The organism is Bremerella alba (assembly GCF_013618625.1).
GTDB classification, from domain to species: domain Bacteria; phylum Planctomycetota; class Planctomycetia; order Pirellulales; family Pirellulaceae; genus Bremerella; species Bremerella alba.
In genome coordinates this window covers 164,332-191,121 of the sequence record NZ_JABRWO010000003.1, presented here as the reverse complement: position 1 = coordinate 191,121, position 26,790 = coordinate 164,332, and the positions used below count along the sequence as shown (strand labels likewise).

The following is a 26,790-nucleotide window of genomic DNA, read 5'->3' as shown; positions in this document are numbered from 1 at the left end:
TTACGCGCCGACCCCGTTGGTCGCTGCGGTACGTGACTTTTCTAGCAAGTCCATAAATGCTCCGAAGTAGCGGCCGTTGTCATGGAAGGTGCGACCGCTGACGAGGTTTCCATCGACCACGCAAGGTTCGTCGACGAAGATACCGCCGCACACTTCCAAGTCGAACTTACATTTTGGAACCGTGGCCATCCGGCGGTCACGTACCCGATCGGCGTAGGCCAGCACCTCGACCCCATGGCATACTGACGCAACTGGCTTCTCGTGATCCATAAACCAGCAAGTGGCTTCGATCAGGTGTTCGTCGTAGCGAATGTATTCCGGGGCACGACCTCCGCTGATCATAATTCCGGCGTAGTCTTCCGGAACGATTTCGGAAAAAGCGATCTGGGCTTCAATCGTGTAGCCTTCCCACTCTTTGGTGATCGTCCAGCCTGGTTTGACCTCGTGCATCACCATCTGAAACGTTCCCCGCTGAGGCCCCGCGACTACCGGATCGAATCCGCCCTCTTGAAGCCGATAGTAGGGATACATCGTGTCGAGCGTCTCGGAAGCGTCACCCACAATAATTAATACTTTGTCCGACACGTTAGCTTCCTTCATTCAGGCTGGAAATACATTGATTTAGGTAATCTCGCCCCCGCACGATCTCGGCGGTCGTTTCTGCAACGGTAGGCAAGATGGGAATCCCACGAGGAAACGGGTGCATGAACACCTCGGTCCATCCTTGATACTTTACATCCGCCAGGGCTGCCAGGAGTGGTTGAAAATCGAGCGGGCCACGACCAGGCATCTGTAGCAATTGCTGCTCGACAGGCATGGGCTTGTGCGAGCCTGCTCCATGCTGCCAGGCATAGAACATCTGTATGCCTTCGGCCAGTTCACCAATGAGGCCAGCCTGTTGCTTTTCATCCTGCGGGAGATGATAGGGGGCATACGCAATCGCCAGACTTTTTGATGGACGAAGCTCTAGCAACCATCGTAGCGAGTCAGGCGAATCGATCAAATTGTTTGCATGGTTCTCGATCGCAATCGTGACTCCATGTTCCTCGGCAACTTCCAGATGGGGCTTCATCTTTTCAATAAATGTCGCCACCGCCTTCTTTAATTCAGGGCCTTTGACATCCTTGGGCCCTGCGCCGCCGGCAATCATCAAGGGACAACCGAATCGCTTGGCCAGCGGCATCTCGCTTTGCAAACCGAAAGGGCCAAGCTTGTACTGCGTGATACAGCCAAGCTTCACGTTGTTCGCTTCCAGCAGCGATGCGAAACGGTCCTCACCCATCGCTTCGATTTGCTCGCGTTGATCCCCGTGGACCTTGGGCCAAATATCGATGTGCGTAGCCCCGATCTTCTTGGCCTCAGGAAGAATCTCTTCCAACTTGCTGTAGCCGTACATGCAGGAAGGAAGCATGTAATTCAGTTGAAACTTGCTGGCCGCTGCCAGCAAGGAGGAGGTCCAAGCCGTACCCACAAAGCCGGCGGCAAGCTTTTGGAAGGTACGACGGTTCATCGTAGGCTTAGTATTCATGGTTATGTCTTCAGTTGGCAGGCAATGGAAGGTTTTAAACGGTCTCGTAACCGGCACGCTGAACGCGGCTCAGGTGCTGGTTCGCTTCCTCGTCGTGATCAAATGTCTCACTCTTGGCATTCCAAGCCAGCTTTCGCCCTAGTCGCATCGAGATGTTCCCCAGGTGGCATGTACTGACGCTACGATGCTGGCCTTCGATATCGGAAATAGGCGTCTTTCGCGATGCGACGCAATCGAAGAAGTTCCCCATATGATTGATAATCGCATCAAGCTTCCCGGCCCGCTCAGGACGCTCGAGGTTATCGAAATCATAGAGCACGAAGTCCTCACGCGACAGCTTTCGCTTAGTCGGGGCACCATCAAGTGTCCCCCGATTCACGAAGATACGTCCCTGGTCGCCGGTGAACATCACACCGTTGCGTCCCTCGTCCGAGACCGTCATTACAACGCCGTTGTCGAGCTTATATTTGACATGATAATCGATTGCCACGTTGTAGCCATTTTCGACCGACGGCATCTTCGCCGTCCCTTCGATTTCAACCGGAAGGCCTCCGGCTCCCCACTGGCCGATATCAATATGGTGAGCACCCCAGTCGGTCATCTGTCCCCCACTGTATTCATACCACCAGCGAAAAGTGTAGTGGGAACGTTCCGAGATGTACGGCACGTCCGGGGTCTGGCCTTGCCACAGATCCCAGTTGAACGTCTTAGGAACCGGCTCTGTCTCGAAGGGGCCACCCGTCTTGTTTTTGCCTAAGACGATGTCCACTTTTTCGAGCTTGCCCACCCAGCCTTGCTGGACCATTTCGACTGCGGTGCGAAAACGAATGTCGCTCCGCTGCCACGAGCCCACTTGCACAACACGGCCCGTTTCTTGGACGATTTCGCGTAGCTTTTTGCCTTCATCGATGGTTAGCGTGAGCGGCTTCTCGCAGTAGACATCTTTACCGGCGCGACAAGCATCGATCACCATTTTCGTGTGCCAGTGATCGGGAGTGCCGATCATGACGACGTCCACATCATCGCGAGCGAGCAGGTCGCGGTAGTCCTCCATCAACGCAGACTTTCCGCCAAAGTCAGAGTTGGCCTTCTCTAAGATGTCGCGATCCACATCGGCCAAAGCAACCACATTGCCATAGGCGGCGGCTTTCTCGGTGATGACCGAACCTTGATATCGCAGGCCAATCGCCCCAATATTCAGTCGACTGTTGACATCTCGCGGCTTATCGGCCGCCCTCAGCGTCGCAGCGGCCCCAAAGACCATCGAGGCAGAAGCGGCTGCCGCGGTTTGAGTAATCCATTGACGGCGATCAAGTGTCGAGTGGGGCATAACACAACTCCAGGCAGGCGTAGGAATGAGGCAAAGCAAGACAAGCGACCCATGACGAACCGGTTCCGTTCGTTTCCGTGGTGCTTCTATCGTGATGCCTGCGATCTTCCGACACAATCCGCAAATGCGTCTACATGCACCGTTATTTTGTCACGGTGCCTATGCGTTAGCGTGCCTTACGGCGGTCTTGGCGATATTGCCCCGGTGGCGTCCCGTATAGCTCGCGGAATGTTTCGGCCAGATGTTGCGTTCGTCGAAACCCGCAGCGTTCGGCAATGACTGAAAGCGTTAGATCGGTATGGGTGAGCATTTCTTCAGCTCGCAAGAGCTTCAATCGAATTAGTTCCTGGTTCGGCGAGCGGCCCAAGAGCTTTCGCAGGCCACGCTCTAACGAACTTCGAGAAATGGCGACCGCCTTCAGCACATCCGAGACCCCAATACCTTCGCACGCATATTGCCGCATGAAGAGCAACGCATTGGCCAGGTCCTTATCGTCCAGGGCCACGATATCGGACGAGAGCCTAGTCACGATTCCTAACGGTTCTACCAAGATCGGTTTCTTCGGAGGCTCGCCCCCATCCATCAAATGCTCTAAGAGTTCGGCAGCCCGGTAACCAATCGCCGTGCCGTTCAGCTCGACACTCGACAGAGGCGTGGTTCCCATTGTGCAAAGTGAAGCGTCGTTTTCGACCCCGACCACCGCGACCTCCTCCGGTACAATCGCCGCGCATCGTCGGCAGGCATCCAACAGCCAGAAACCCAGTTGATCGGTACAGGCCATCACGCCGACCGGCTTGGGGAGCCGATGAATCCACTCCGCAAGTTCCTTCTGAGCTTGCTCCCATTCGGTCGGCTGCTCGCGACGGTTCAGGGGATTATACCGAGAGGCTTCGTAGCCATTTTCGGCGACAGTCTGCACGAAGTTCTCGCAGCGCTGCTGAAAATATTCCTCGGCCCCCAGTTGATATACAGCGAAGTGGCGGAAGCCGCGTTCCAAGAAGTGCTCGGCTACCAGCTTGCCCAACGAACAGTTGTTCACGCCCACAAAGGGAAAGGAATGCTTCAAGCGGGTCGAACGTAATTCAACCGTCGGAACCTTGGCTCGTTTCACGCAGTCGACCATCGCTTGCGATCCGCTGCGGGTCAATATCCCGTTTCCGCTCCAGACCGGCAGCCAGGGCGGGGCAGGGGACTCAAGCGAACGAGACTCTACCAACAGCGACCAAGGACCATGCTCGGCGACATACTTTCGCACACCGTCTAATAGCTCTCGACCATAGGTCCGAGACGTTTCGATGAGCAAAGCGACATGTGGCGAAGCTGTCTTAGCAGGCATGAGATGCGTCAGAGATGGTGCAAAATCTGCTCCCAAGATTCTGGGAACGTTCCGGCACAAAGTGTTTGTTGCGCGTTAACGGTATCTATCGTGCGTACTCGTTCAAGTAAACACAATATCCCTGACGTTCGACGCTTCAGCTGTTGCAGCTCTCGGGGGGCAGACCTACTTTACCACGTGGAAGTTGCTCCCTACAGGCGGTAAAAGTACGACAATCCATTAACGTTTTCGCGGTGGTTGTGAACCAAAGAACGTCTCATGGGCAGTAAGTGAGCTTGCCTTACACCCACTCGATGCGCACAATGATAGAGAGAAGGAACCCTGTTTGTGCGAAGTATTTCATTACTCACCATCCTGGCACTACTTTACTGCCCGCTCTCATGCGTGGTTGGTCTGGGGTATGGTGTAAGCTCGCAACTGACCAACGGACAGGAAGCCATTACGCCTATTTGCTGCTGCTGTCCGGCCAGTACTACGAAATCGGGTGCTGACGAGTCCGGCAGTTCCGACACGCATCAAAAAGACTGCCAAGGCATCTGCAACGGTGCCGTTCACGAACGTCACAACGTCAGCATCGATTTGCCAGAGCTGGCATTCTTGGCCATTTATCCTGCGTTTCCGCATGTTACTTTCGATCTGTCGACGACATTGCGAAAATACGATGCTTCTCTCCACGATCAGCACGTTCGCTCAGGCCGCGAGCTGCGTATGCTGTTCCTGACACTAACCTGCTAAATCGACCGATGCTCTCTCGCATCGTGAGGTCTTAACTTGCCGCCTGGTATTCGTCTGCGCGGATGATCTCGTTAGGCCTCGTTTGCTCGATTGACCCCTGCGTTGGGTATCGTCATGTGGTTTCGCCCCCTTGCCTGGGATTACGCGATTCGAAATCTGTTCCGTCGACCGATGCGCACCTTGCTTACCTTGGGCGCGTTGACGGTGGTGATTTTACTGGTTTTTATCGTCGTCGGCTTCATCCGCGGTTTGGAGAAAAACCTGCAAGTCAGTGGAGACTCGGACACCGTGTTAATCTTCTCTCTGGGTATGGGAGAGAACATGGAATACTCGTCGATTCCGATGCGATCGAGCGACTTGATCGCGGCAAGTATTCCCGGCATCCGCGAACGCCAAGGCAAGAAATACGTTTCGCCAGAGCTTTATCTGGGCACCGAAGTATCGACCCCGTCGATGGACCAACCGGCAATGGGCTTGGTGCGCGGCGTGACGCCGGAGGTTCTGCTGGTTCGCAGCCGCATTCAGCTTGAGAGTGGTACCTGGCCAGGCCCCGGCGAAGTGCTGGTCGGGCGGATGGCCGCAGTCAAACTGGGGCTCGACATGGACGCGATTACCCCTGGCGATGAAGTTTATTTTGAAGGACGTTCCTGGAAAGTGGCTGGCACTTTTTCCGCAACCGGTGGGGCCTTTGAATCGGAGGTTTGGTGCCGACTCGATGAACTTCAGCAATCGATGAAGCGGCAAGATTTAAGCCTGGTGGCGTTGCGACTTAGCTCTTCAGGCGATTACAGCGAGATCGATTTCTTTTGCAAAGAGCGACTCGACCTGGAGCTTCAAGCCGCACGCGAAACGGAATATTACGCAGGGCTGCAGCGAGACTATGGCCCCATCCGCTGGCTTGCGTGGCTGGTTGTGTTCTTGATCTCAGGAGCCGGAATTTTGGCCGGGTTGAACACCATGTACGGGGCCGTCGTAGGGCGTATCCCTGAACTCGCTATGTTGCAAACCCTGGGCTTTGTACGCCGGGCCATCCTGCTCAGCTTAATCCAGGAAGGCCTCCTCTTGGCGGCCTCGGCCAGTTTACTGGCAACGCTGATCGCACTGACGGTCTTCAATGGAACTTCAGTGCGTTTCACCATGGGGGCGTTTGCTCTCAGGATTGATAATGTGTGCATTCTTGTCGGATGCACGGTAGGTTTTTTATTGGGATTTCTAGGGTCGCTTCCCCCTGCTTTCCGTGCCTTACGGATGCCGGTGGTCGACGGCTTGAAATCGGTTTAAGTACGACTTCACAACTTTGAAAGGTTGAACATGAAAACGACTCTCTCTTTGGTACTCGTCACGGCACTGTCGCTCTTTGCTGTCGGCTGCACCAGTTCTAACGATGCTTCTAAGACCGCCGACAGCGATGCGCCACCCTCGGCGGAAATGGCAAAGTACTTACTCGCTTCCGAGCCTGAGGGCGCGCAGGAAGTCATTGCGGTTCGTGAGTCCGCCAAAGATGACGAAGAAGTGACCGTCGTCGGTCGCATCGGCGGGTCGGCCAATCCGTGGATCGATGGCCGCGTCGCGTTCTCTATCGTCGACCCTTCCCTTAAGGCCTGTAGCGATATCCCTGGTGATGCGTGCGAAAAGCCTTGGGACTATTGCTGCGCGACCGACAAGCTTCCCGGTGCCACGGCGTTGATCAAGGTTGTTGACGAAAACGGCGAAGTCCTCCAAGCAGACGCTCGTGAGTCGTTGAAACTGGACGAACTGCAAACCGTCGTCGTGCGTGGCAAAGCGCAACGCGACGAAGAAGGCAACTTGACCGTTCTGGCCGATAGTCTCTACGTGAGGAAATAACCCATGGCAGAAGTCGATCTGAAACAACTCGCGATCGACCGAGGCGCAACGACGGCAGATCAGCGCAGTTCTGATCTGCCTACCCGGCGGCATTTCGTTTCGCGTGTTCTGATTCCTGGCATGCTGGTCACCGGATTTGCAGCCCTGATTGTGTGGGCTGCCTGGGATCTCATATTCCCAGCCACTCCGGTGAAGGTTGTCCCGGTGGTTGCCTCGAGAGCGAAAATCCAGTCGGCCGGAACACCCCTGTTCCAGGCCGCCGGCTGGGTCGAGCCGCGCCCGACGCCGATTCGCGTTGCCGCACTTGCGCCCGGCGTGATTGAAGAATTGCTTGTGGTAGAAGACCAGGCCGTCAGCAAAGGCGATCCTGTCGCCCACCTGGTGCGGGAAGACAATCAGCTATCCTACGATCGCGCCGTCGCGGATCGTGATTTACGTCAGGCTGAAGTCGAGCAGTCCCAGGCGGCACTCAATGCGGCGAACGTGCGTGTGGAACAACCGGTTCACCTGGAAGCGCAACTGGCCGAAGCCCAGGCCCAGGTTTCGCGGATCGATACGCAGCTGCAAAACCTACCGTTCGAGGTTCGTCGAGCTGAAGCGATGCGCGAGTATGCCCACATCGATCATCAGCGCAAAGTCGATGCAGGCGTCGCCGTTTCCAAGTCGAGCGTCGATCAGGCCATCTCACGACTAACCACAGCCGAGGCTTCGCTAGAGGAACTCGTCCAACGTAAGGGTACGCTTCAAGCGGAAAAGGTTGCCTGGAGCAAGCGGCAAGAGGCCCTCCAAACACGACTCGATCTGCTAGTCGACGAATTAGAAGCAAAAGCCACCGCCCAAGCTGAACTTCAAGCCGCCAAGGCACGTTTGCGTCAAACCGAAGTGTCGCTCGCCCAAGCCAAACTGGCTCTCGACCGAATGGTGGTGAGGGCACCGGTTGCCGGTCGAATCTATCGCTTGCTGAGCCCGCCGGGATCGCACCTCGGTACGATGCCCACCGGCAGTACCGAATCGGATAGCAGCACCGTCGTGACCATGTATCGGCCGGACAGTCTTCAGGTACGCGTCGATGTGCGTTTCGAGAACATTCCTCAGGTGTCGCTCGACCAACAGGTAACCATCAACAATCCGGCCCTCGAAAATCCGATCGTCGGCCGTGTGCTGTTCATCAGTTCGGAAGCGGACATTCAAAAGAATACGCTGCAAGTCAAAGTCGCTTTGCCGAATCCACCGAACTATTTCAAGCCCGAGATGCTTGTGGACGTCACATTTCTGGCCCCTGAAGTAGAGCAGAAAGCAGGCACCTACCAAGAGGAGATGCGAATCTATATCCCCACGGAAATGGTGCTCCGAGAGAACGATCAAACGTTTGCATGGGTGGCCGATCAAGCCGCCGGCAAGGCCCGCAAGAAATCGATAACCGTGGCCGCTAACCCTTCCGGCTCTATGACCGAGGTCGTGTCAGGATTGAATCTGGGAGATCGCCTGATCTTCAATCCAGCGTCTGACCTTCAAGAGAACGCCGCGATTGAAGTGGTGGACGAAGTAGAAGAGTCAACCGCTGGGGCGATGCAGGACCGTGTTGTTCGATCAACGCTTAACCGACTTCCCCCGCAAGGAGAATAGCAATGCCACTGATTGAAGTCTGCAACGTGACCAAGCAGTACCACAAAGGCGAAGAAACAATCACGCCGCTGGACGACGTATCGCTGGAAATCGAACGTGGCGAGTTTCTGTCGTTGATGGGTGCCAGCGGAACCGGCAAGAGCACGCTCTTGAACCTGATCGCCACGATCGACCGCCCAAACTCCGGTCGCATTTTGGTCGATGGAACCGATCTCACACGGCTCTCCCGCACTAAACTGGCCAAGTGGCGTGCCGCGAACCTAGGTTATGTGTTTCAAACGCACAACCTTGTCCCCGTGCTGACCGCCTACGAGAACATCGAACTTCCCCTGCTACTACTGCCCATGTCAAGAGCCGAGCGGAGACAGCGAGTTACCATCGCTTTGGAAGCAGTTGACCTGATCGATCGGGCGGGTCATTATCCACGGCAACTCTCTGGTGGCCAGGAACAACGTGTCGGTATTGCTCGGGCAATTGTAAATCACCCCCTGGTTGTTGTGGCTGACGAACCTACCGGCGACCTCGACCCGGAAACGTCCGAACAAATCTTGCATCTGCTCGGTCGCTTGAACCGGGAACTTGGTGTCACACTTCTGATGGTCACGCATGATCGGTCGGCAGCCATGGTCGCGCATCGGCAGTTTCAACTCGACCGCGGCAAGCTGGTCGAAACTACCAACCGCGAGGTGGAACATGCTTAAGTTCTTTCCGCTGATCTTCAAAACATTGTGGAGACACCGCTCTCGGACGGCGCTAACCTGTATCGGTGCCGCGATCGCTTTGTATGTGTTCTGCTTCGTCGGGGCAGTTCAAGAAGGGATGGCCGACATGCAGGCCAGGCAAGCGGCCAAGGGCTCGCTGATTGTCTTTCAAGGGAACAAGTTCTGTCCGGCGACCAGCCATTTACCGCAAGACTATCAACAACAAATCAAGAAGATCCCAGGCGTCGACGATGTGATACCGATTCAGGTCTTTACTAACAACTGTCGCGCCAGTTTAGACGTGATTGTCTTTTATGGGCTTCCGCCAGATAAGATCCGCAAAGCACGCGACTTTCAATTGAAAGCGGGAAGCTGGAGCGAATTTGAAGAACACCAAGACGCCGCCGTCATTGGCACCGCCGTGGCATCACGCCGCGAAATTGGTGTGGGCGATAAGTTCTCGATTGGCGATCTGACCGTTCAGGTTGCCGGCATCTTCACTTCGTCCGATCCAGCCGAAGAAAACTATATCTACTCTCATCTCGAGTTTCTACAGCGTGGCAAAGGGATGAACCTGGTCGGGACCGTTACCCAGCACGAGGTTCTTCTCAAACCAGGCACCGATCAACTAGCGATCTGCGAGGCCATCGACGACAAGTTTCGCGGAGGCTCCGTCGAAACGGATACGCGTCCCAAAGGTGTCTTCCAAGCCAAGAGCCTGGGCGACTTGACGCAGCTAGTCGAGATGTCGAAGTACCTTGGCTATGCCTGCGTGGTGATTGTGCTGTCGCTTGTCTCGACCACGACCGTGATGTCGGTTCAAGATCGCATCAAGGAACACGCGGTCTTTCAGACGCTTGGGTTCACCGGACGAACGGTCTTTGCCCTGGTCCTTTCCGAGAGCATCATCCTGAGCTTGATCGGTGGAGCACTGGGCATTGCGTTGGCGGTTGTGACGCTAGAGTTCAGCAGTCTATCCGTCTCGGCCGAGGCCGTCAGCGTGGCGTTCTTGCCGTCGGTTCGCTTGATACTCGTTTCGCTGGCCGTCGCCATCGTAACGGGCCTGGCCGCCGGCATATGGCCTGCATGGCAAGCGGCTCGTGTTGATATCCTCGGAGCACTTCGCGCTTCTTAACTTTCGTCGACAGGCACAAACACGACTGCGTCGATAATCACGTGGCCGTTGGTTCCGGCGTTGCTGACAACTACTTCCCCTTGATCCTCAAAGCGAAATGTTCCCAGCGAAACGAAAATCTGATCGAGGCTTGGTTTCTCGCGTTGGTTGACGGCCAGTTCATGCTTTCCATCGGCATGCTGAATCGTCACCGGCAAGTTACTGGCACGATTGCTGTTGGCGGAATAAGCCAGGCGAACTTCGTACTGGCCCGGCTTGAGCTTCGTGGCGAACGTTGCGGTCCGTTTACCTTTGGCTTGATCGGCATCATGACGATAGCCACGACCGACGAAGGGTCGAATGTGGCTCGACTCTACCCACTCGCCTGAAAGTTTGGCGTCGCGATCGTCCACGACGACTCCCTTCAAGCCCTTCGGGCTAATTGAGATAGCGGACCCGCCTTGATGCTCGACAATCTGACCGTCGGCCAGAAGCTGCTTGACCAACGGTTCGTACTTCACGTTCTGCACGGTTACCTTGTCGTCGATTGCCTGCGAGGCCGCCGTCGCCGCGCTTTGACCGAGAATCATGAACACCGGCTCCATGCGAATCGAGCCAAACGCAATGTGGCTGGAAGACAACGCGACAGGAACCAACAGGTTCGTGCATTCAGAAGCTTTGGGGGTGATCGCTCGATAGGCGATCGGGTAAGGGGAAACACGAATCTCGACATTGCCTTCGTTGCGAATCGCACCATCGACCGCCACCATCTGGCAATGATGCGAATCCATGTTGTAGGACGCCAGCCCGATGGAATCTTCCGGAACTTCGTGACCCTGGCAGTTGTCCTGGGTCATCACGTAATCACTCAGCATGCGGCGGCCTTCGCGGATATAAAGCTCATGCGTCCAACCGCTGGTGTCTTGATACTCGTCAGTGGGCAACCCATAGGTCGCAAATCGCTTGCGCCACTGCTGAGGCACGCGCGGCGAATTCGTCAGGAAGTGCATCACTCCAATTTGGTAGTTGGCGTGGTCTTGAAACACCTTCTCACGCGTCACCCAATCTCCCTCCGGCCAATCGGTATTTCCTCCGACGAAGTCAATGAAGTAAGCACCGCTGAACAGATGATGATTATTGGTATCGATCGACCAACCCATGCGAGGATCGGCCCCGGCCTCGAATAGCCGAGCCAGCACTTCATACTGCTGCGTGTCGTAAACATTGGGCTTGGGAAACGGTCGGCGGTTCTCTCCTTTGACCAGTCGCATTCGGAAGCAATAGGCCTGAATCGCTTTATCACCCTCGCCGGGGACGCCTCCATCGGCGACAATGCGCGGCAACAATCCACTCGCCGGATCGCCTGGCTTCACGTAAGGGTCAATGTCCTTCGAGAAATTGTGTCCGCCGGTACCAGGCTGACGAATGCCGTCGTACGTTTCGTCATAGACGCTGTTAGCTTCACGACCAACCGCGTACGAGACGCCTGCCCTGGCCAAGAGGTCTCCTTCGTACGTCGCGTCGATGAACTGCTTTGCCTTGACGACCAGACCATCTTCCATCGCGATCGAAGTGATCTGCGTCCCCTCTTTGGTGACCTTATCAAGATGTGCCAGGTAATGCACATCGACCCCGGCATCGCTGAGCATCTTCTTGTATACGTCTTCTGCTGCCGACGGCTTGAAATGACTTTGGCCAATCTGGCTGTAGAACTCGCGAGCAAGCCCGCCACATACATCGGGGCCGCCCCCATCGGTATGGCTCAACCCTCCGGTTGTTAAACCACCCACATGCTTGCCGAACGAAAGCAGTACTGCCGATTTACCCATCCGTCGCGCTTGGATCGCCGCAATCACGCCACCGCTAGTTCCACCGTAGACACAAATGTCAGTTTCAATTTCACGAGGCTCGACCTTCGCCGGTGGGTAATAGTAACGCAGACCTGCAATTGCTGGCTCCGGGAGTGATTGAGCTAAGCCGTGGCTGGCGAACACCAAAACCAATAGTACGAACGCTGGCAGAAAAGTCTTATGCATGATGCGTGGCCATGAGGGGGGAAACGGGCGAATGCAGATTCTCTATTACACTCTCTCGCCGTCGAACATTCAAACCCCGACCTGCGCCTCACGGACTCTTTGCCGAAGATCGACGTGAACTCGCAGCGTACGAAATCACGCACTATTCCTTAGAACCTTTAAATGATTGTGCTATCGCGTCATTCCTCTTTGGAGCAACGAGCTTTTATCGGTCCCCAAACACACCCTTTCTCGGGAGTTTAAGTCTTGATCGGAAGAACGTTTGCTGAGATTATCCTGGCCTCAAATTCGATTCAACTGGCACAATCCTAAGAGTCGATACCCTTGTTGGGGCAAGACGTTTCGACCAAACGCTTCCGCAACAACCTGCGGAACTGATTTGGCCAAGGAAGTAAAGAATGCAGCGACGACAATTTCTGAAAACTCTCACGACCCCGGTGGCCCTGGCGCCGGTAGCCTTGTTCTCGAGCGGCTGCGGTTCCATTATGTATTCCGATCGAGTTGGGCAACCGCATACCCATCAAATCGACTGGAAGGTCGCCGCGTTCAACGGACTAGGGATGCTGTTCTTTTTTGTCCCCGGCGTCGTCGCATTTGCCGTCGACTTTTACACCGGTGCAATCTACCTTCCGTATGACGAGGCGTATCCTGCTCATCAGGTACCCACCCCTGCGGCAAGCCCAACGCCGGATTGGAGCCCGAACCCATCGCCTGGCACAACGCCAGAAGGCCTACCAACACCCCCACCGGTCCTGGCACCACCCATGCAACAAACGTCCAACGGTGGCTCGGGTTCCGATTTTCGTCAGGTGCACATTCCTCGTAACCAGCTCAATAGCCAAACGCTCGAGCACATCGTATCGAACCACACCGGTCAACCGATCTGCCTGGAAGATCAGCATACCCGCCTGAGTGTCCTGCATGAGCTCGATAGTTTTCAGCAGCAACACGAACGTCACGAGGCCGATCACCACTTTGGATCGACCGTGCGTGGTTTCTTCGACCGCCTGCGGAATGTTTAGTTAGCTAATGGGCCATTAAACACGCGGCCGACTTGTGTCATTCCGCTAGATTCTTGCTACCGTCCGGCGTGAAGTGTTCGAGATTTCACGCTGTGCAAGACCGCCGTTCAGGTAGACTTTAGGGTTGTCCCTTTGATCAACCATCCCAGAGTGCATTCGCCAAGATAACCAATGGTTGCCGATGCACTCCGTCTAAGTCACGAATGAGCGTCCAACTCGACCGCGAATCAAATTCCGATGCTTCGAACAACGATCTAGCAGACCCCGTAGCAAAATGGCTGCGCGGTATTCGCTGGATCGCGATTCTCGTTGGGGCGATCTGCCTGATTCTTTTATTTCGCAGCTTACCCACGCAAGACCTGCTGAAGTCACTCGAGAACTGGATCTCGTCCCTGGGCATCTGGGGGCCGGTGGTGCTGACGTTGACCTATATTGTGGCCACCGTATTTTTCGTTCCCGGCACCATCCTTACTTTACTCGCAGGGGCCATTTTTGGGCTTGGCATCGGTACGGTGGTTGTTTCGATCGGTGCCACCATCGGCGCGGCGCTCTGCTTTCTTATCGCGAGGTATGCTGCACGCGACAGAGTTGCTCATTGGGCAGAACGCTACCCCTTTTTCGCCGCGATCGACAGTGCCATCGGCGAAGGGGGCTGGAAGATCGTCGCCTTGTTGCGATTGTCACCAGCGATCCCCTTTAACGTGCAGAACTATCTCTACGGACTGACCTCTGTTCGATTTTGGCCCTATGTGATCGCAAGCTGGCTGGCCATGTTGCCGGGCACCTTTCTTTACGTCTACCTTGGGCACATCACGCGGGCGGCGCTCGGAGAGCAGCGCGAACGCACGCTGGCCGAATGGGTTTTACTGGGCATCGGTTTGGCGGCGACGCTCGTGGTAAGTGTCTATATTGCCCGCCTGGCCAGCTCGAAAATTAAAAGTCAGGTCTCCGATTCGAAAGAGACCGAGTCGAAATCGACCGACGCCCCGGAACAACCCGAAACCAAAGAGCCAATGCCCAGGTATGTAGGACGTACCATCCTACTGGTTAGTTTCGTATTGTTTCTGGTATTGCTGGTAGCAAACTCTCACCAGATCGAGGCCTGGCTCAACACGCATCCCCGCGAAGCATTGTGAACAGGAAAACCTTATGCCTCACCAGGACAGGCCGCACTTCTTTCAAGACGCCGTCATTCCCAGGCTCCCTCAAACAAGCCCGGACGACCCGGCCAATCGCAAGCTCGTCGAGAATGTGCACCCGGCAAACTGGAAGCCCCCGCAACCTTCCGGGCGATATAACCTGGTAGTAATTGGGGCAGGCACGGCAGGCCTGGTCACCGCCGCAGGAGCCGCAGGCCTCGGCGCTAAAGTCGCCCTGATCGAACGCGACCTGATGGGGGGCGATTGCCTGAACGTCGGCTGCGTGCCTTCCAAAGGAATCGTGAGCGCCGCGCGCATGGTTTTGCATCAACGCCGCAGCGGGCAATTCGGCGTCAACTCATCTCAGCAAGGATCTGTCGATTTCGGCGAAGTCTTGCAGCGGATGAGGACCCTGCGAGCCGATATTAGCAAGAACGATTCCGCCGACCGATTTCAAAAGCTTGGCGTCGATGTCTATTTTGGCCAGGCGCAGTTCATAGACTCGCAAACCATTGAAGTCGACGGCACACGTCTCAGCTTTAAGAAGGCCGTGATCGCGACCGGGGCTCGGGCAGCCGTTCCGGCCATCCCAGGGCTCGATCAAGTCAACTACCTGACCAACGAAAGTGTCTTCTCACTGACCGAGTTACCACCCCGATTGGGCGTCGTTGGCTCAGGCCCCATTGGGTGCGAACTGGCACAAGCGTTTTCGCTATTGGGCTCTCAGGTCACCCTGCTTGGACGCTCATTGCACCTGCTGCCGAAAGAAGACGAAGACGCCGGTTCACTGATCGCTCAGGCGATGCAGCGTGACGGCGTCGATATTCAAAACGGCATGACCGACCTGAAAGTCGAATCAGGCGAACCCATCCACCTCAGTTGGAAAGCCAACGGGGAAAGCCGTCAGGCGACGGTGGATCAGCTTCTCCTCGCGACTGGTCGTCAGCCAAATGTCGAGAACCTAAACCTTGAAGCGGTTGGCGTAGACTATAGCGACAAGGGGGTCCAGGTGAACGACCGCCTGCAAACCACCAACAACAACATCTTCGCCGCCGGTGATATCTGCTCTCCTTACCAGTTCACCCATGCGGCCGATTTCATGGCCCGGGCAGTGATCCAGAATGCCCTCTTTTTCGGCCGTAAACGCTGGACCGATCTCGTGATTCCTTGGTGTACCTATACAACCCCGGAAGTCGCCCACGTCGGACTCAGCGAACATCAAGCGAAAGAAAAGGGAGTGGCCATCGACACCTACTTGCAACATTTCGCCGACATCGATCGAGCGATCCTCGAAGGTGAAACCGAAGGCTTTGTCAAAGTTCACGTGAAAAAAGGGACCGACAAAATCGTGGGTGCCACCATCGTAGCCCCCAGTGCCGGTGAGATGATTTCCGAGATCACTCTCGCCATGACCCACGGGCTGGGACTCAGCAAAGTCGGCAGCACAATCCACCCCTATCCCACGCAAACCGAGGCTATTCGCAAGCTAGGCGATCAGTACAGCCGCACACGACTAACCCCTTGGGTGAAAACACTTTTTCAACGTTGGTTAAGCTGGTCACGGTAATCTCGGTCGCAATTGAGTAGAACTTAGGTAATGGTAAGCCAGTCGCATGGCTCATCGTTCGATCGAGCTACCGTTGATCAGACGCCTCTATACTCCCTGGGACCTTGAAACTCGACCATGTCCACTACCCCAATCATTGATAGCGACCAGGCCGTTTCCCAGCGATATGCGGGTGCCGCTCAACAGCGCGAAGCGGCACTCTGTTGTCCCGTCCAATACGATACCAAGCTCTTAGAAGTCATCCCCGACGAGGTCATCGAGCGCGACTACGGTTGCGGCGATCCCACCCCGTTTGTTCGCATAGGCGATACGGTACTTGATCTGGGTAGTGGAGGGGGGAAGCTCTGTTTCATCTCGGCACAGATGGTGGGCCCGGAAGGGCGCGTTATTGGCGTCGACTGCAATCCCGAGATGCTCCATCTCGCCCGGAAGCATGCTCCGACCGTCGCCGAGCGTATTGGCTATGCAAACGTCGAGTTTCGCAACGGCATGATTCAAGATTTGCAACTCGACCTGGACCAACTTGCGACAATCCTGGCCGCGCAGCCAGCAAGTGACCTGCACAGTTACCATGCATTACGGCATGCGACTGAAAGAATTCGTAGCGAGCACCCGCTGCTCGAGAATGATTCGGTGGACTGCATTCTTTCCAACTGCGTCTTGAATCTGGTGCGACTTAGCGACCGACGCCCGTTGTTTGCCGAAATGTTTCGCGTCCTTCGTCCAGGCGGCCGCGTGGCGATTAGCGACATCGTCAGTGACGAAAGTGTACCAGAGTCGCTCAAAAAGGATCCGAACCTTTGGTCCGGCTGCATCAGTGGTGCGTTTCGGGAAGACGAATTTCTTAACGCATTTGCCGACGCAGGCTTCCACGGGATCGAGATCGTCAAACGCCAAGCCGAGCCTTGGCAGACTGTCGAAGGAATCGAGTTTCGCTCCTTGACGGTCATGGCCTATAAAGGAAAGCAAGGTCCCTGCCTGGAACGCAATCAGGCCGTCATCTACCGGGGGCCTTTCTCGAAAGTCAACGATGACGATGGACACACCTACCATCGCGGCGAGCGGATGGCGGTGTGCGACAAGACGTTTCGTTTACTTCAATCCGAGCCCTACGCCGAGATGTTTGACGCCGTCGAGCCCAGGGAAACAATTCCCTTGGACGATGCCGAGCCTTTTGCCTGTCGGGGGAATGCCCGCCGTCATCCTCGCCAAAGCAAAGGCCTGGACTACGATGCCACCACCGAAGCACCTAGCGACTGCGGAGATGATTGCTGCTAAGCACCGGCGCCGACCGCTTGCTTTAAAAGATAGCGCAACATCTTCCACCGCCGAGAAAGCCACCAATCGATGCAACTATCACTCGTCAGACGCCAAAGTACTCTTGCCCAGGCCCAGGCGCAACGTGAAATCCTGCAAGGTAGCCAAGTCCCAGACGCCCCTCACTTTGACGATGCACTCACGCAGCACAAACTACCGCTGCTCAAGGCCGCTGGCGTGCAGGTTCTCCAAATCAACGTCGGCAAGCTTTGCAACCAAACGTGCACGCATTGCCATGTCGATGCGGGCCCCGACCGACGTGAAAGCATGTCCCGCGAGACCGCCGAAGCGATCATCTCGGCTTTGAAACGGTTCGACATTCCCACGCTCGACATCACCGGCGGTGCCCCGGAGATGAACCCCAACTTCCGCTGGCTCGTCGAGCAAGCCCATGCGTTAGATCGAAGAATCATCGATCGCTGCAACTTGACCATTCTGGTCGCCAACGGCTATCGCGACCTGCCCCAGTTTTTGGCCGACCACCGCGTCGAGGTCGTCGCTTCGCTTCCTTGTTACCTGGAAGACAACTGCGACAGCCAACGCGGCGATGGTGTCTTTCAGCGGTCGGTCGATGCGCTGCGTATTCTTAACACGCTGGGCTATGGCCAGGCCGATAGCGGCTTGCAGCTCACCTTGGTTTACAACCCGGTCGGTCCTTCGCTGCCGCCCAATCAAGCGGAACTCGAAGTCGCCTATCGCCGAGAACTGAAGTCTCGCTACGACATTGTCTTCAACCAGCTGCACACCATTACCAACCTGCCCATCAGCCGCTTTCTAGACGACCTGCTTCAGTCTGACCAATACGAAACCTACATGCGGAAGCTCGTCGAGAGCTTCAATCCGCAGACCGTTTCCCACGTCATGTGTCGCACCATGCTCTCGGTCGACTGGCTGGGCAATCTCTACGATTGCGACTTCAATCAGATGCTCGAACTACCCGTTGCCGCCCCGAGTCGCCGGATTGAAAACCTGGACTGGGATGCCCTGGCCCACCGCACCATCGCCACCGGCAGACACTGCTTCGGATGCACGGCCGGAAATGGTTCCAGCTGCCAAGGCGCGGTCGTCTCATGAAAACGCAGCTCGTAGTCTTCACTCGTTATCCCGAGCCAGGCAACACCAAAACACGGTTGATTTCCGCGTTGGGTGCTGAAGGGGCCGCGCTGCTTCAACAACGACTCACCACGCAGACGCTCAATACCTCGCGCACGTTTCGAAAGCGTGTGCCAAGCGTCGTCCAAGTGCAGTTCGCCGGCAGGGACGCCACCGCCATGCAGGCCATGTTCGGCGACGGCATCGACTACATGCCTCAGCAAGGACAAGGCCTGGGAGAACGTCTTCAGCATGCAATCGACGCGGCATTTCAAACCGACGCGGATCGCGTGATCGTGATCGGTGCGGATTGTCCCCAACTCGATGCGGCGACCTTGGAAGAAGCAGCCTATCAGCTAGAGCACCACGACGTGGTTGTGGGTCCGGCCGAGGATGGCGGCTACTACTTGATCGGCATGAAGAAGCCTCAGCCGAGTCTTTTCCAAGAGATCCCCTGGGGAACGTCCGAGGTTTTCTTGAAGACGCTGACGAAGATAGACACCCTTCGCTTAAAGCGAAAACTGCTGGCCCCTCTTTCCGATATCGACACCCCAGAAGACCTCGTCCGATGTCGCGCAACACCACAATTGATCGACGGCATTTTGCCCAGCGAGGTAGCCAATCGTCTTTCGATCGTGATTCCGACGCTCAACGAAGCAGAACGCCTGGCCGACACACTGCAATTCGTGCGTAGCCGCTGCGTCAGTGAGTCGGACCTGGAAGTGATTGTCGCCGATGGCGGAAGCACCGACGACACTGCCGAAATCGCCAGCGAGAACCAAGCCAAGGTGGTCGTATGCAATCGTGGTCGGGGTATTCAGATGAACGCCGGCGCGGCGATCGCGAGCGGCGAAACGCTGCTGTTTTTACATGCCGACGCCCAACTGCCGGTCCGCTACGACGACATCATTCAGAACATGCTACGCGGCAAGGCCGTCGCAGGGGCGTTTCGTCTGCAGATCGACCACGATACGCCAGGGCTGCGGATGGTGGCTCGTCTGGCCAATCTTCGCTCGCGCATGCTTCAACGCCCCTACGGAGATCAGGGCCTGTTCCTCCGTTCGCAGACTTTTTACGAGCTAGGCGGTTTTCGTAACTGGCCGTTGATGGAAGATTTTGAATTTGTGCAGCGGCTTCGCAAGCGTGGCCCGATCGGGCTGGCCAATGATGCAATGACCGTCTCGGCACGGCGTTGGCAAAAACGAGGCGTCGTGCAGACAACCTGCTTGAATCAAGCCATCGTGTTGGCCTGGCGGATCGGAATTTCGCCCCAGCGATTGGCAACGTGGTACCGCGGCAAACCGGCGTCATCCTCCTAAGGTGCTGCAAGAGAGTATGTCTCCCAACGTCGAGATGATCGTCCGGCTTACCTGCTTTCTGAGCGTATTAATCGCGATGGCAGCATGGGAACTCTTCGCACCACGCCGCGCGTTGAAGGTGGCCAAAACGTCTCGCTGGTTTAGTAATCTAGCGTTGATCGTCATCAACACGATTGCCGCCCGGATCGTCCTGCCGATCACCGCCGTGGCCGCGGCCCTGTTTGCCGAGTCGCGAGAATGGGGTGTTCTCTACCTGATCGACTGGCCACTGTGGGTCGAAATCTTCTTGGCCGTTCTGGTGTTTGATCTGGCCATTTACTTGCAACATGTCATGTTCCATGCGGTCCCGCTCTTTTGGCGACTTCACAAGGTGCACCATGCCGACCTCGATTTTGATGTCACGACAGGGCTGCGATTCCATACGCTGGAAATCTTACTATCGGCCCTCATCAAACTAGCGGTCGTTGTTGTGTTGGGGCCGCCGGCGATCGCGGTCGTCGTTTTCGAGGTACTGTTAAACGCCACGTCGATGTTCAACCACAGCAACGTGTCGCTTCCCGTTTGGCTCGACCGCATCGTACGGTGCGTGGTGGTAACGCCGGACATGCATCGCGTTCACCATTCCGTTATACGCCGCGAAACGAACAGCAACTTCGGATTCAACCTGCCGTGGTGGGACTTCCTGCTCGGCACCTACCGCGACCAGCCGGAACTAGGTCACGACAAAATGGACATCGGGCTCAACGAATACCGCGACCAGTCTCAGGTGGAACAACTGCCAGGCATGCTGCTGCTACCGTTTCACAAGACCCCCGATTCAACCGCGATCGGCCGCGACGATGCCCCCCAAGCTGATTCGGATAGTTAACCGCAATCTCGCATTGCTGAAAAAATTTTCATTTGAGCACTATACATATGCTACACCAGGCTGGTATATCTAAATCATGCCTAGGGAACGCTTCCCCGGCACCATGCCTATTTTCTTTGTAGGCATACGAAATCCGTACCCGTTCGCTGCTGTACAAGCAGCAAAACGTAGGGCCCGCGTGTCGCGGGTCGGACGCTTGGTACCCGCTTCGCGACCCGCGGCACGCGGGCCCTACTAACCCAACACCATATAAGAGCACCATTATGTCCCATCACCACGAAAAACCTGAAAAACACGAACCGAGCGCCTCCACCGCTGTTAAACCGAACCAGGATCAAGCCAAAGAGCGCGGGCCACCCTGACAACCCGGCCCCTCAACCTCGGGTAGGGTGTGAGCAGAGACGCGAAGCGGAACGTATCGCACCGAATGCGGTCTCCATCAAATAACAACGCGACAACGTTGTGCCTGGTGCGATTCGCTGCGCTGCTCAGCACCCTACATCAAAATAGGGCTCTCTTCTCTTATCCCCTCTCCCTCGAACGGAGAGGGCTAGGGCGAGGTATTCCTGAACAACATCTGACAAAGACCACAAGAACACGTTCTGAATCGTTCGGGAACTTCGTTCGCGCATGCGCTGTCACCAGGCGGGATCCCCCCTCACCCTAACCCTCTCTGTGCGAATACGGGGGCGAGGGGACCAAAGACTGGGATGGCAATACGACAACGTTACGCTTCATCGCCTTAGTTGATGTCGCATAGCGGAATGATCGGGCTGGTCGATTCGAGTAGTTGCTTGATCGTTACGTTTCGAAAGGCCTCTTCGGTTGCTGCATAGGCCTTGTCGAGTTCCGCATGTAGTGGGCATAGCTCGGTGTGAGAAACCAAGCCCAGTGGACATTCGCGAATTCGTTCCAACGGTGAGACAGCGTTGACGACATCAAGAATGGTGATTTCGTCAACGTTCCGGATAATTTCATAGCCGCCCCCTGGTCCCCGCCGTGAAGTGAGCAGACCAGCGGCGGCTAAGTCTTGCAAGACGCGATGCAAATATCGTCGCGGAACTTTCGTTTTCTCGGCCAACAGATCGGCCGAAGCTGGCTCCCCTTCGGCGGCCAGACAGGCAACCGCCCGAAGAGCATATTCGGCTGTCTTAGAAATCATCGAGCGGCCCTTCAAAATTTATCTCTATCACAAAATCTACACCTTGACGTGTACTATTAAGAACTATACCTTTAGATGTAGTTATTCAAGTTTACCTCGTGCGTCTGCTGGCGACAACGGCGGCCACCCCAGGAGTTCAAATCATGCTTAGTGCAAAAACAATCGAAATCGTTAAAACCATCACGCCTGCTGTCGCCGCCAATGCCGAAGCGATCACGCGGAATTTCTACTTGCGGATGTTTAAGGAGGACCCTGAAGTCAAAGCCTTCTTCAATCAGGCTCACCAACACTCTGGCGGGCAGCAAAAGGCCCTGGCAGGTGCTATCTGTGCCTATTTTACGCACATCGATAACCTGGCAGCGTTGGGGCCAGCCGTCGAGTTGATCGCCCAGAAGCACTGCTCGCTGGGGATCGCTCCAGAGCATTACCCGATTGTTGGCAAGCATTTGCTCGCCGCGATTCAGGACGTGATGGGGGATGCGGCCACCGATGAAATCATTGACGCCGTCGCTGAGGCATACCAATTGCTGGCCACCGTTTGCATCGACCGGGAAAAACAAATCTACGCCCAGCAGCGGCAAACCCCAGGCGGCTGGAACGGCTACCGCGAGTTCATTGTGGACAAGAAGGTTCGTGAAAGCGACGTGGTTACTTCGCTTTACCTGCGTCCTGCCGACCAGGGAGAGATTGCCACGTACCGGCCGGGGCAATACATCACGGTGAAAGTCGACGACCCACAATGCCCCACCTCGCCACGTAACTATAGCCTTTCCGATCGTCCCGATTGTGGACACTACCGCATCAGCGTTAAACGAGAAGTCGCTCCTCACGATAAGGCTCCGGCGGGAATAATCTCGAACTACCTCCACGACCAAATCGCACCGGGGGCAACCCTTAAGCTAGGCCCTCCGTGCGGCGAGTTCGTTCTCGATCCGGAACTCATCGGAGATCGACCCATCGTGCTTCTCGCAGGCGGGATTGGTGTCACTCCGTTGATGGCCATGGCGAAATGGCTGCACAAGAACCAGAGCGATAACCGGCTCTACTTCTTGCAAGCGGCCCGCAATAGTCAGGTACATGCCTTGCGAGACGATCTGCTTAGCTTGGCAGAAAATGATCGGGCGAGAACGCTTGTGATTTACGACCAACCGCTAGACGATGACTTGGCCACCGGAAAATGCGATCGCGTGGGCATCGTCGACGAGACACTACTTCGCCAGTGGTTGCCCAAGGAGGATGCCGAGTTTTTCTTCTGCGGCCCCAAGGTCTTCATGCAGACCGTGTATAGCCAACTGAAGAACTTAGGAGTCGATGAATCGCGACTACACTTTGAATTCTTCGGCCCGCGTCAAGAAATTTCGTTGCCCTATGCCGACGATCCGATGGTCGCCAGCGTTTGATTCCTTTCCCTTCTGATAACCTGGCAGGTGACATCATGGAACCAGCATCAACACAAACCACGATGATTCGTTCATTAAAGGAAGACTTCGGCCCCGTCCGGTCGACTGTCCTTTTCCTTTCCGACCGCATGAAAGTCGTTCGCCTTTCGCTTCAAGCCGAAGAGGCACTCAAAGAACATCGTGCCCCTGGGCCGCTGGTGGTACAATGCCTGGAAGGTAAAGTGGACTTTTCCGTCGAAGGCCATCCGCGGCAACTGCAACCAGGAGATCTACTTCACCTGGCCAGTCGTGAAACGCATGCGGTGCACGCCCTAGAAGACTCGGTCCTCTTACTGACCATCGCCCCCGACAAGTAACCCTTCTTTCTCAGACTCACCTACCCCACCCCCTTGCTCGATCCGTTGGCGCCCCAAGCCTGCGAGAGGTTCGGGCATGCCCCATCTTCCTAAGCGAGATAGAACATGCCGAGTCGTTTTCACGGGCTCATGTCGTGCTTACTACTGTTATTCATGACATCGCTGAGCCAGGCCGAACCTCCCCAGGTTCCGAAAATCGCAAGTCCCACAACCCTTGCCCAGGCCAGGGCAAGAGCCATTCTTTTGCATGAGACCCTGCATGGCACGCTGCAAGTTGTGCATCGCGATTTCTTTCTCGAAGACGAATCGCGGGTCATTCCATCTGCCTCGCTGGAAGATGTCTTTCATGCGCTCGAAGAGAGTTTTCAGGTGCAACTGAAGTGGCTGGTGGTTGAAACCGATGTGGTGAATGTCGATCACAAACCCGAGAGCCCTTTTGAACACGCCGCCGTCAAAGCCCTGGCGCAGCGAAAACCGTATTGGGACGGAGTAGAGGGAGATAAGTACCGTTTTGCAGGGCCCATACGCTTAGCTTCTCAATGTCTTAAATGCCACGTCCGCAATCGGAAAGACACCGAAGATCGCACCGCCGGACTGGTTATTTCAATGCCCATCGCGGAAACGTTTGATAAGACCGAGCCTGCTGCAGATCTTAAAGAGTAACACTCCCACAGCAGCGCCACCAGGCCATAACCCCTTGTCCTGTAATGATATATGCGAAACGCCACTCAGCCGATGGGCAAAGATTTGGCGCTACCAGGGTAGGTAGAGGGGACGAAGCGACCATCATTTACAAAAAATCCGATTTTTTTGGTTGCCTCGCGTTATAAAGCCTGAAGGGAGGATAAGTACTGGTAGGCATTTACATTTCACGATGTGTTTCTGCCTGAGTCCAGCGAATGCGTGGCTCGATTCCATCGCTAATCCCGGGGGGATTCATCATTTCCGACCTCAGCGACCAACCGTTCACGGATTTCGCAGCGAAATGTTCGCCGGATCTCCCATCAGCAAACTGTGAGATCGATGAGCGTTTCGTCTCGCTGATCGCACGGCATCAATTGTCGCTGACCGCATTCCTGAGGACGATTGTTCGGGCTCCGGCTGACGTGGACGATGTCTTGCAGGAAGCCAATTTGGTCTTATGGAGGAAGCGGCACGAATACGACCCCAATCGCCCGTTCGCCAGCTGGGCTTGTCGGATTGCTCACTTTCAGGCGCTCTCCTTTCTGAAAACGCGCGGTCGTAAACCGCACATCTCGCTCAGCGAGGAATTGATCGAAGATCTGGCCAAGCGTGCCTCGATGCAGTTAGAGCAGATCGACGAGCGTGCCGAAGAGCTTCGTCGGTGCGTTGCGAAATTGCCATCGAACCAAAGGTCGATCCTTCAATCGCGTTATCAACACAATGTTTCCGTCAATGAGTTAGCCAAACGCCTGGGCCGCCAACCCCAAGCCATGGCGATGACACTCTACCGACTACGCAAGTCGCTGAAGGAATGTGTCGAGAGGGCACTTAGCACGGAGGTGCCCCAGTGAACGACCAAGTGCCTTCAGAGGTTCGCCTCGAATTCGAACGACTGATCACTAGCCTGCTCAGCCGAAACCTAAGTGAAGTCGAAGACGCGAGACTAACGGAAATCCTCGAGAGTTCGACTGAGCTGCGTCAGGCGTACGTCGATCAGATTCTGTCGGACACCCTCCTCGAATGGACGCACATCGACTACTCGGCAGCAGCTTCAAATCCGAAGCTCGACGCCATCCAACACTCGCCCATAGAAGCTGTCGCAGAGCCAACGCTTGTTTCACCTCCCAGAAAACAGACAACTTGGCAACGTGCAGGCTTGCTGATAGCCGGGCTTGCGGCAACGGTTCTTGTCGCGTTGTTTCTCTGGCCCGAGAGGGAAGGGGACCTGTCAAACGACTCGGCAATCGATGTCGCGAGCCAACCAAACGTTGCGGCAATTCTCATTGATAGTGAAGATGCCATTCTGACGGAATCAACCGGCAGCTTGGAATATGGAATGCCGTTTCGAGAAGGCGAACACCTCAAGTTGGAATCGGGTTTGATTCGTCTTGCCTTCGAGTGTGGCAGTGGCGTGACCTTACAGGGCCCGGCTCAACTCGAGTTTCATTCAGCTTGGAAAGCCGTGCTCCATCGAGGCAAACTGGCTGCGGTGGTTCCGGAAGAAGCCCGTGGCTTCACGATCTTTACGCCTGATATGAAGATCGTGGATCTGGGAACCAAGTTCGGTGCCGAGGTCGACGCTTCGGGACAAGCCAGCGTTCAGGTATACGAAGGGGAAGTCACCGTACAATCTCGCAAAGCTCCCAAGTCCGACAAGGCCTTGCTGCTTAGCTCGAACGCTACCTCGCGTTACTCGCAATCTCGGTCAGACTTTACCGAGATTTCCTTAGCAAGTGTTGATTCCAGCGACCGTGTCTCGTTGCCATCGCTAGAACAAATTCAATTGGCTCGCAATGGCAATTACCCTCCGGCCATGCACACGATGCCTCTTTCGGAAGCCCTTTCGCGATTGGGAAGCCACCCTGCCTCCATCCGTCAGGCAGTCCCCATGGAGGCCTGGTTGGTCGAAGACTTTTCGCCCTTCCAGCAAGATGAAGCCAGCAAGGGTGTGTTTCACCCCTGGATTGCGGACGGAAAGTTCGCCCGCGTTACCTTGCTAGACACTCCCTTGCAGTGGCAAGGAATTTCGGGAGATCCCTATGTGATCGAGATGGATGGTCGTGACCCGGCTTTTCCGTCCATCTGCAATCGGCTGGAAACACGATTGCCGAAGCCCTTGAAACGAGACTTTTATTTCAGCTTCTTAGGTAGATATCAGGGACTCGACCCCGATGACTTTTTCGCACTCTGGTTCGATAACGCCTTAGGAACAGGTATCAGTCATTCCACCAGACCGAATGCAGGCATTCGCTTTGGCGAGTACTTCGCTCGTCTCAAAATCGACCATCAGGCCAACCGGCCCGTAACAGGAGACGACGTTCAGTTCTTCCTTGTGGGGCGCATTAGCAAGTCCGACAAGTTGAAGTTCAACAAAATCGAATTGTGGATCAATCCTGACGTGGAATCGATGGGTCCGCCTGATCTCGTGTATCAGCTTCCGCCAGAGTACGGAGAGGCGGCCCTCTCCACACTTGGCTTTCGCATAGGTAAGAACACCGAGCCGCAAGACAAGCTTTGGATTGATCGCCTACTGATCGATTTCGACCTGTCCAAGGTATTGCAGTCCCCATCCCTCCCATGAGCAACTTTCGAGTTTCTCTCCTCCATTGAAAA

24 protein-coding genes are annotated in these 26,790 nt (G+C 55.6%); 18 read left to right on the top strand and 6 right to left on the bottom strand.

Annotation, left to right across the window (positions count from 1 at the left end):
* The 4 genes from HOV93_RS06480 to HOV93_RS06465 all read right to left on the bottom strand — a co-directional run bounded on the left by HOV93_RS06480 (nucleotide 1) and on the right by HOV93_RS06465 (nucleotide 4,194).
* The gene (locus tag HOV93_RS06480; RefSeq protein WP_315853358.1) at nucleotides 1-585 is read right to left on the bottom strand and encodes a DJ-1/PfpI family protein; all 585 of its coding nucleotides are present in this window, start codon (nucleotides 583-585) and stop codon (nucleotides 1-3) included.
* A gap of 1 nt (nucleotide 586) precedes the next feature.
* Nucleotides 587-1,528, bottom strand: coding sequence for a sugar phosphate isomerase/epimerase family protein (locus HOV93_RS06475; RefSeq protein WP_235989900.1), 942 nt, complete (start codon nucleotides 1,526-1,528; stop codon nucleotides 587-589).
* Between the two features lie 34 nt (nucleotides 1,529-1,562).
* Complete coding sequence (locus HOV93_RS06470; protein ID WP_207395663.1) at nucleotides 1,563-2,858, bottom strand: Gfo/Idh/MocA family protein; 1,296 nt, start codon at nucleotides 2,856-2,858, stop codon at nucleotides 1,563-1,565.
* A 166-nt stretch (nucleotides 2,859-3,024) separates the two neighbouring features.
* Nucleotides 3,025-4,194 carry a XylR family transcriptional regulator gene (locus HOV93_RS06465; protein WP_207395662.1) on the bottom strand — a complete coding sequence of 390 codons (1,170 nt, stop codon included), beginning with the start codon at nucleotides 4,192-4,194 and terminating at the stop codon, nucleotides 3,025-3,027.
* A gap of 327 nt (nucleotides 4,195-4,521) precedes the next feature.
* Here HOV93_RS06465 and HOV93_RS06460 point away from each other — a divergent pair, with 327 nt between their 5' ends.
* The 6 genes from HOV93_RS06460 to HOV93_RS06435 all read left to right on the top strand — a co-directional run bounded on the left by HOV93_RS06460 (nucleotide 4,522) and on the right by HOV93_RS06435 (nucleotide 10,236).
* Nucleotides 4,522-4,929, top strand: a complete 408-nt coding sequence (locus HOV93_RS06460; RefSeq protein WP_207395661.1) for a hypothetical protein — start codon at nucleotides 4,522-4,524, stop codon at nucleotides 4,927-4,929.
* 114 nt (nucleotides 4,930-5,043) lie between these two features.
* Nucleotides 5,044-6,210 carry an ABC transporter permease gene (locus tag HOV93_RS06455; protein WP_235989898.1) on the top strand — a complete coding sequence of 389 codons (1,167 nt, stop codon included), beginning with the start codon at nucleotides 5,044-5,046 and terminating at the stop codon, nucleotides 6,208-6,210.
* Nucleotides 6,211-6,240: 30 nt separating this feature from the next.
* Nucleotides 6,241-6,774 (top strand): hypothetical protein, encoded by a 534-nt coding sequence (locus tag HOV93_RS06450; RefSeq protein WP_235989897.1) that lies wholly within the window; start codon nucleotides 6,241-6,243, stop codon nucleotides 6,772-6,774.
* A 3-nt stretch (nucleotides 6,775-6,777) separates the two neighbouring features.
* Nucleotides 6,778-8,400, top strand: coding sequence for an efflux RND transporter periplasmic adaptor subunit (locus tag HOV93_RS06445; protein ID WP_207395660.1), 1,623 nt, complete (start codon nucleotides 6,778-6,780; stop codon nucleotides 8,398-8,400).
* 2 nt (nucleotides 8,401-8,402) lie between these two features.
* Complete coding sequence (locus HOV93_RS06440; RefSeq protein ID WP_207395659.1) at nucleotides 8,403-9,101, top strand: ABC transporter ATP-binding protein; 699 nt, start codon at nucleotides 8,403-8,405, stop codon at nucleotides 9,099-9,101.
* Nucleotides 9,094-10,236, top strand: coding sequence for an ABC transporter permease (locus HOV93_RS06435; RefSeq protein WP_207395658.1), 1,143 nt, complete (start codon nucleotides 9,094-9,096; stop codon nucleotides 10,234-10,236). The genes HOV93_RS06440 and HOV93_RS06435 overlap by 8 nt, the downstream gene beginning before the upstream one ends.
* On the opposite strand, the gene HOV93_RS06430 is transcribed toward HOV93_RS06435, so the two are convergent.
* Nucleotides 10,233-12,251 carry an FAD-dependent oxidoreductase gene (locus HOV93_RS06430; protein ID WP_207395657.1) on the bottom strand — a complete coding sequence of 673 codons (2,019 nt, stop codon included), beginning with the start codon at nucleotides 12,249-12,251 and terminating at the stop codon, nucleotides 10,233-10,235. The genes HOV93_RS06435 and HOV93_RS06430 overlap by 4 nt on opposite strands.
* A 398-nt stretch (nucleotides 12,252-12,649) precedes the next feature.
* Here HOV93_RS06430 and HOV93_RS06425 point away from each other — a divergent pair, with 398 nt between their 5' ends.
* From HOV93_RS06425 to HOV93_RS06395, 7 genes are all read left to right on the top strand, one after another.
* Nucleotides 12,650-13,273, top strand: a complete 624-nt coding sequence (locus HOV93_RS06425; protein WP_207395656.1) for a hypothetical protein — start codon at nucleotides 12,650-12,652, stop codon at nucleotides 13,271-13,273.
* 203 nt (nucleotides 13,274-13,476) lie between these two features.
* A complete protein-coding gene (locus HOV93_RS06420; RefSeq protein ID WP_207395655.1) occupies nucleotides 13,477-14,409 on the top strand; it encodes a TVP38/TMEM64 family protein in 933 nt (310 codons plus the stop codon).
* Nucleotides 14,410-14,422: 13 nt separating this feature from the next.
* Nucleotides 14,423-15,979 (top strand): mercuric reductase, encoded by a 1,557-nt coding sequence (locus tag HOV93_RS06415; protein WP_207395654.1) that lies wholly within the window; start codon nucleotides 14,423-14,425, stop codon nucleotides 15,977-15,979.
* Nucleotides 15,980-16,096: 117 nt separating this feature from the next.
* The gene (locus HOV93_RS06410; protein WP_207395653.1) at nucleotides 16,097-17,257 is read left to right on the top strand and encodes a methyltransferase domain-containing protein; all 1,161 of its coding nucleotides are present in this window, start codon (nucleotides 16,097-16,099) and stop codon (nucleotides 17,255-17,257) included.
* Between the two features lie 69 nt (nucleotides 17,258-17,326).
* On the top strand, nucleotides 17,327-18,370 hold the full coding sequence (gene arsS, locus HOV93_RS06405) for an arsenosugar biosynthesis radical SAM (seleno)protein ArsS (protein WP_207395652.1): 1,044 nt from the start codon (nucleotides 17,327-17,329) through the stop codon (nucleotides 18,368-18,370).
* A complete protein-coding gene (locus tag HOV93_RS06400) occupies nucleotides 18,367-19,707 on the top strand; it encodes a TIGR04283 family arsenosugar biosynthesis glycosyltransferase (protein ID WP_207395651.1) in 1,341 nt (446 codons plus the stop codon). The genes arsS and HOV93_RS06400 overlap by 4 nt, the downstream gene beginning before the upstream one ends.
* A 16-nt stretch (nucleotides 19,708-19,723) precedes the next feature.
* Nucleotides 19,724-20,575, top strand: a complete 852-nt coding sequence (locus HOV93_RS06395) for a sterol desaturase family protein (protein ID WP_235989896.1) — start codon at nucleotides 19,724-19,726, stop codon at nucleotides 20,573-20,575.
* Nucleotides 20,576-21,317: 742 nt separating this feature from the next.
* Here the strand turns inward: HOV93_RS06395 and HOV93_RS06390 are convergent.
* The gene (locus HOV93_RS06390) at nucleotides 21,318-21,737 is read right to left on the bottom strand and encodes an RrF2 family transcriptional regulator (RefSeq protein WP_207395650.1); all 420 of its coding nucleotides are present in this window, start codon (nucleotides 21,735-21,737) and stop codon (nucleotides 21,318-21,320) included.
* Nucleotides 21,738-21,880: 143 nt separating this feature from the next.
* Here HOV93_RS06390 and hmpA point away from each other — a divergent pair, with 143 nt between their 5' ends.
* The 5 genes from hmpA (at nucleotide 21,881) to HOV93_RS06365 (ending at nucleotide 26,758) form a co-directional block, all read left to right on the top strand.
* Entirely contained in the window at nucleotides 21,881-23,137 is a 1,257-nt protein-coding gene (gene hmpA, locus HOV93_RS06385) for an NO-inducible flavohemoprotein (protein ID WP_207395649.1), read from the top strand.
* A 35-nt stretch (nucleotides 23,138-23,172) separates the two neighbouring features.
* Complete coding sequence (locus tag HOV93_RS06380; protein ID WP_207395648.1) at nucleotides 23,173-23,493, top strand: cupin domain-containing protein; 321 nt, start codon at nucleotides 23,173-23,175, stop codon at nucleotides 23,491-23,493.
* 105 nt (nucleotides 23,494-23,598) lie between these two features.
* Nucleotides 23,599-24,156 carry a c-type heme family protein gene (locus HOV93_RS06375; RefSeq protein ID WP_207395647.1) on the top strand — a complete coding sequence of 186 codons (558 nt, stop codon included), beginning with the start codon at nucleotides 23,599-23,601 and terminating at the stop codon, nucleotides 24,154-24,156.
* A gap of 236 nt (nucleotides 24,157-24,392) precedes the next feature.
* Entirely contained in the window at nucleotides 24,393-25,028 is a 636-nt protein-coding gene (locus HOV93_RS06370) for a sigma-70 family RNA polymerase sigma factor (RefSeq protein ID WP_207395646.1), read from the top strand.
* Nucleotides 25,025-26,758, top strand: a complete 1,734-nt coding sequence (locus HOV93_RS06365; RefSeq protein WP_207395645.1) for a FecR domain-containing protein — start codon at nucleotides 25,025-25,027, stop codon at nucleotides 26,756-26,758. Before HOV93_RS06370 ends, HOV93_RS06365 begins: the two co-directional genes overlap by 4 nt.
* Nucleotides 26,759-26,790: the final 32 nt, after the last annotated feature.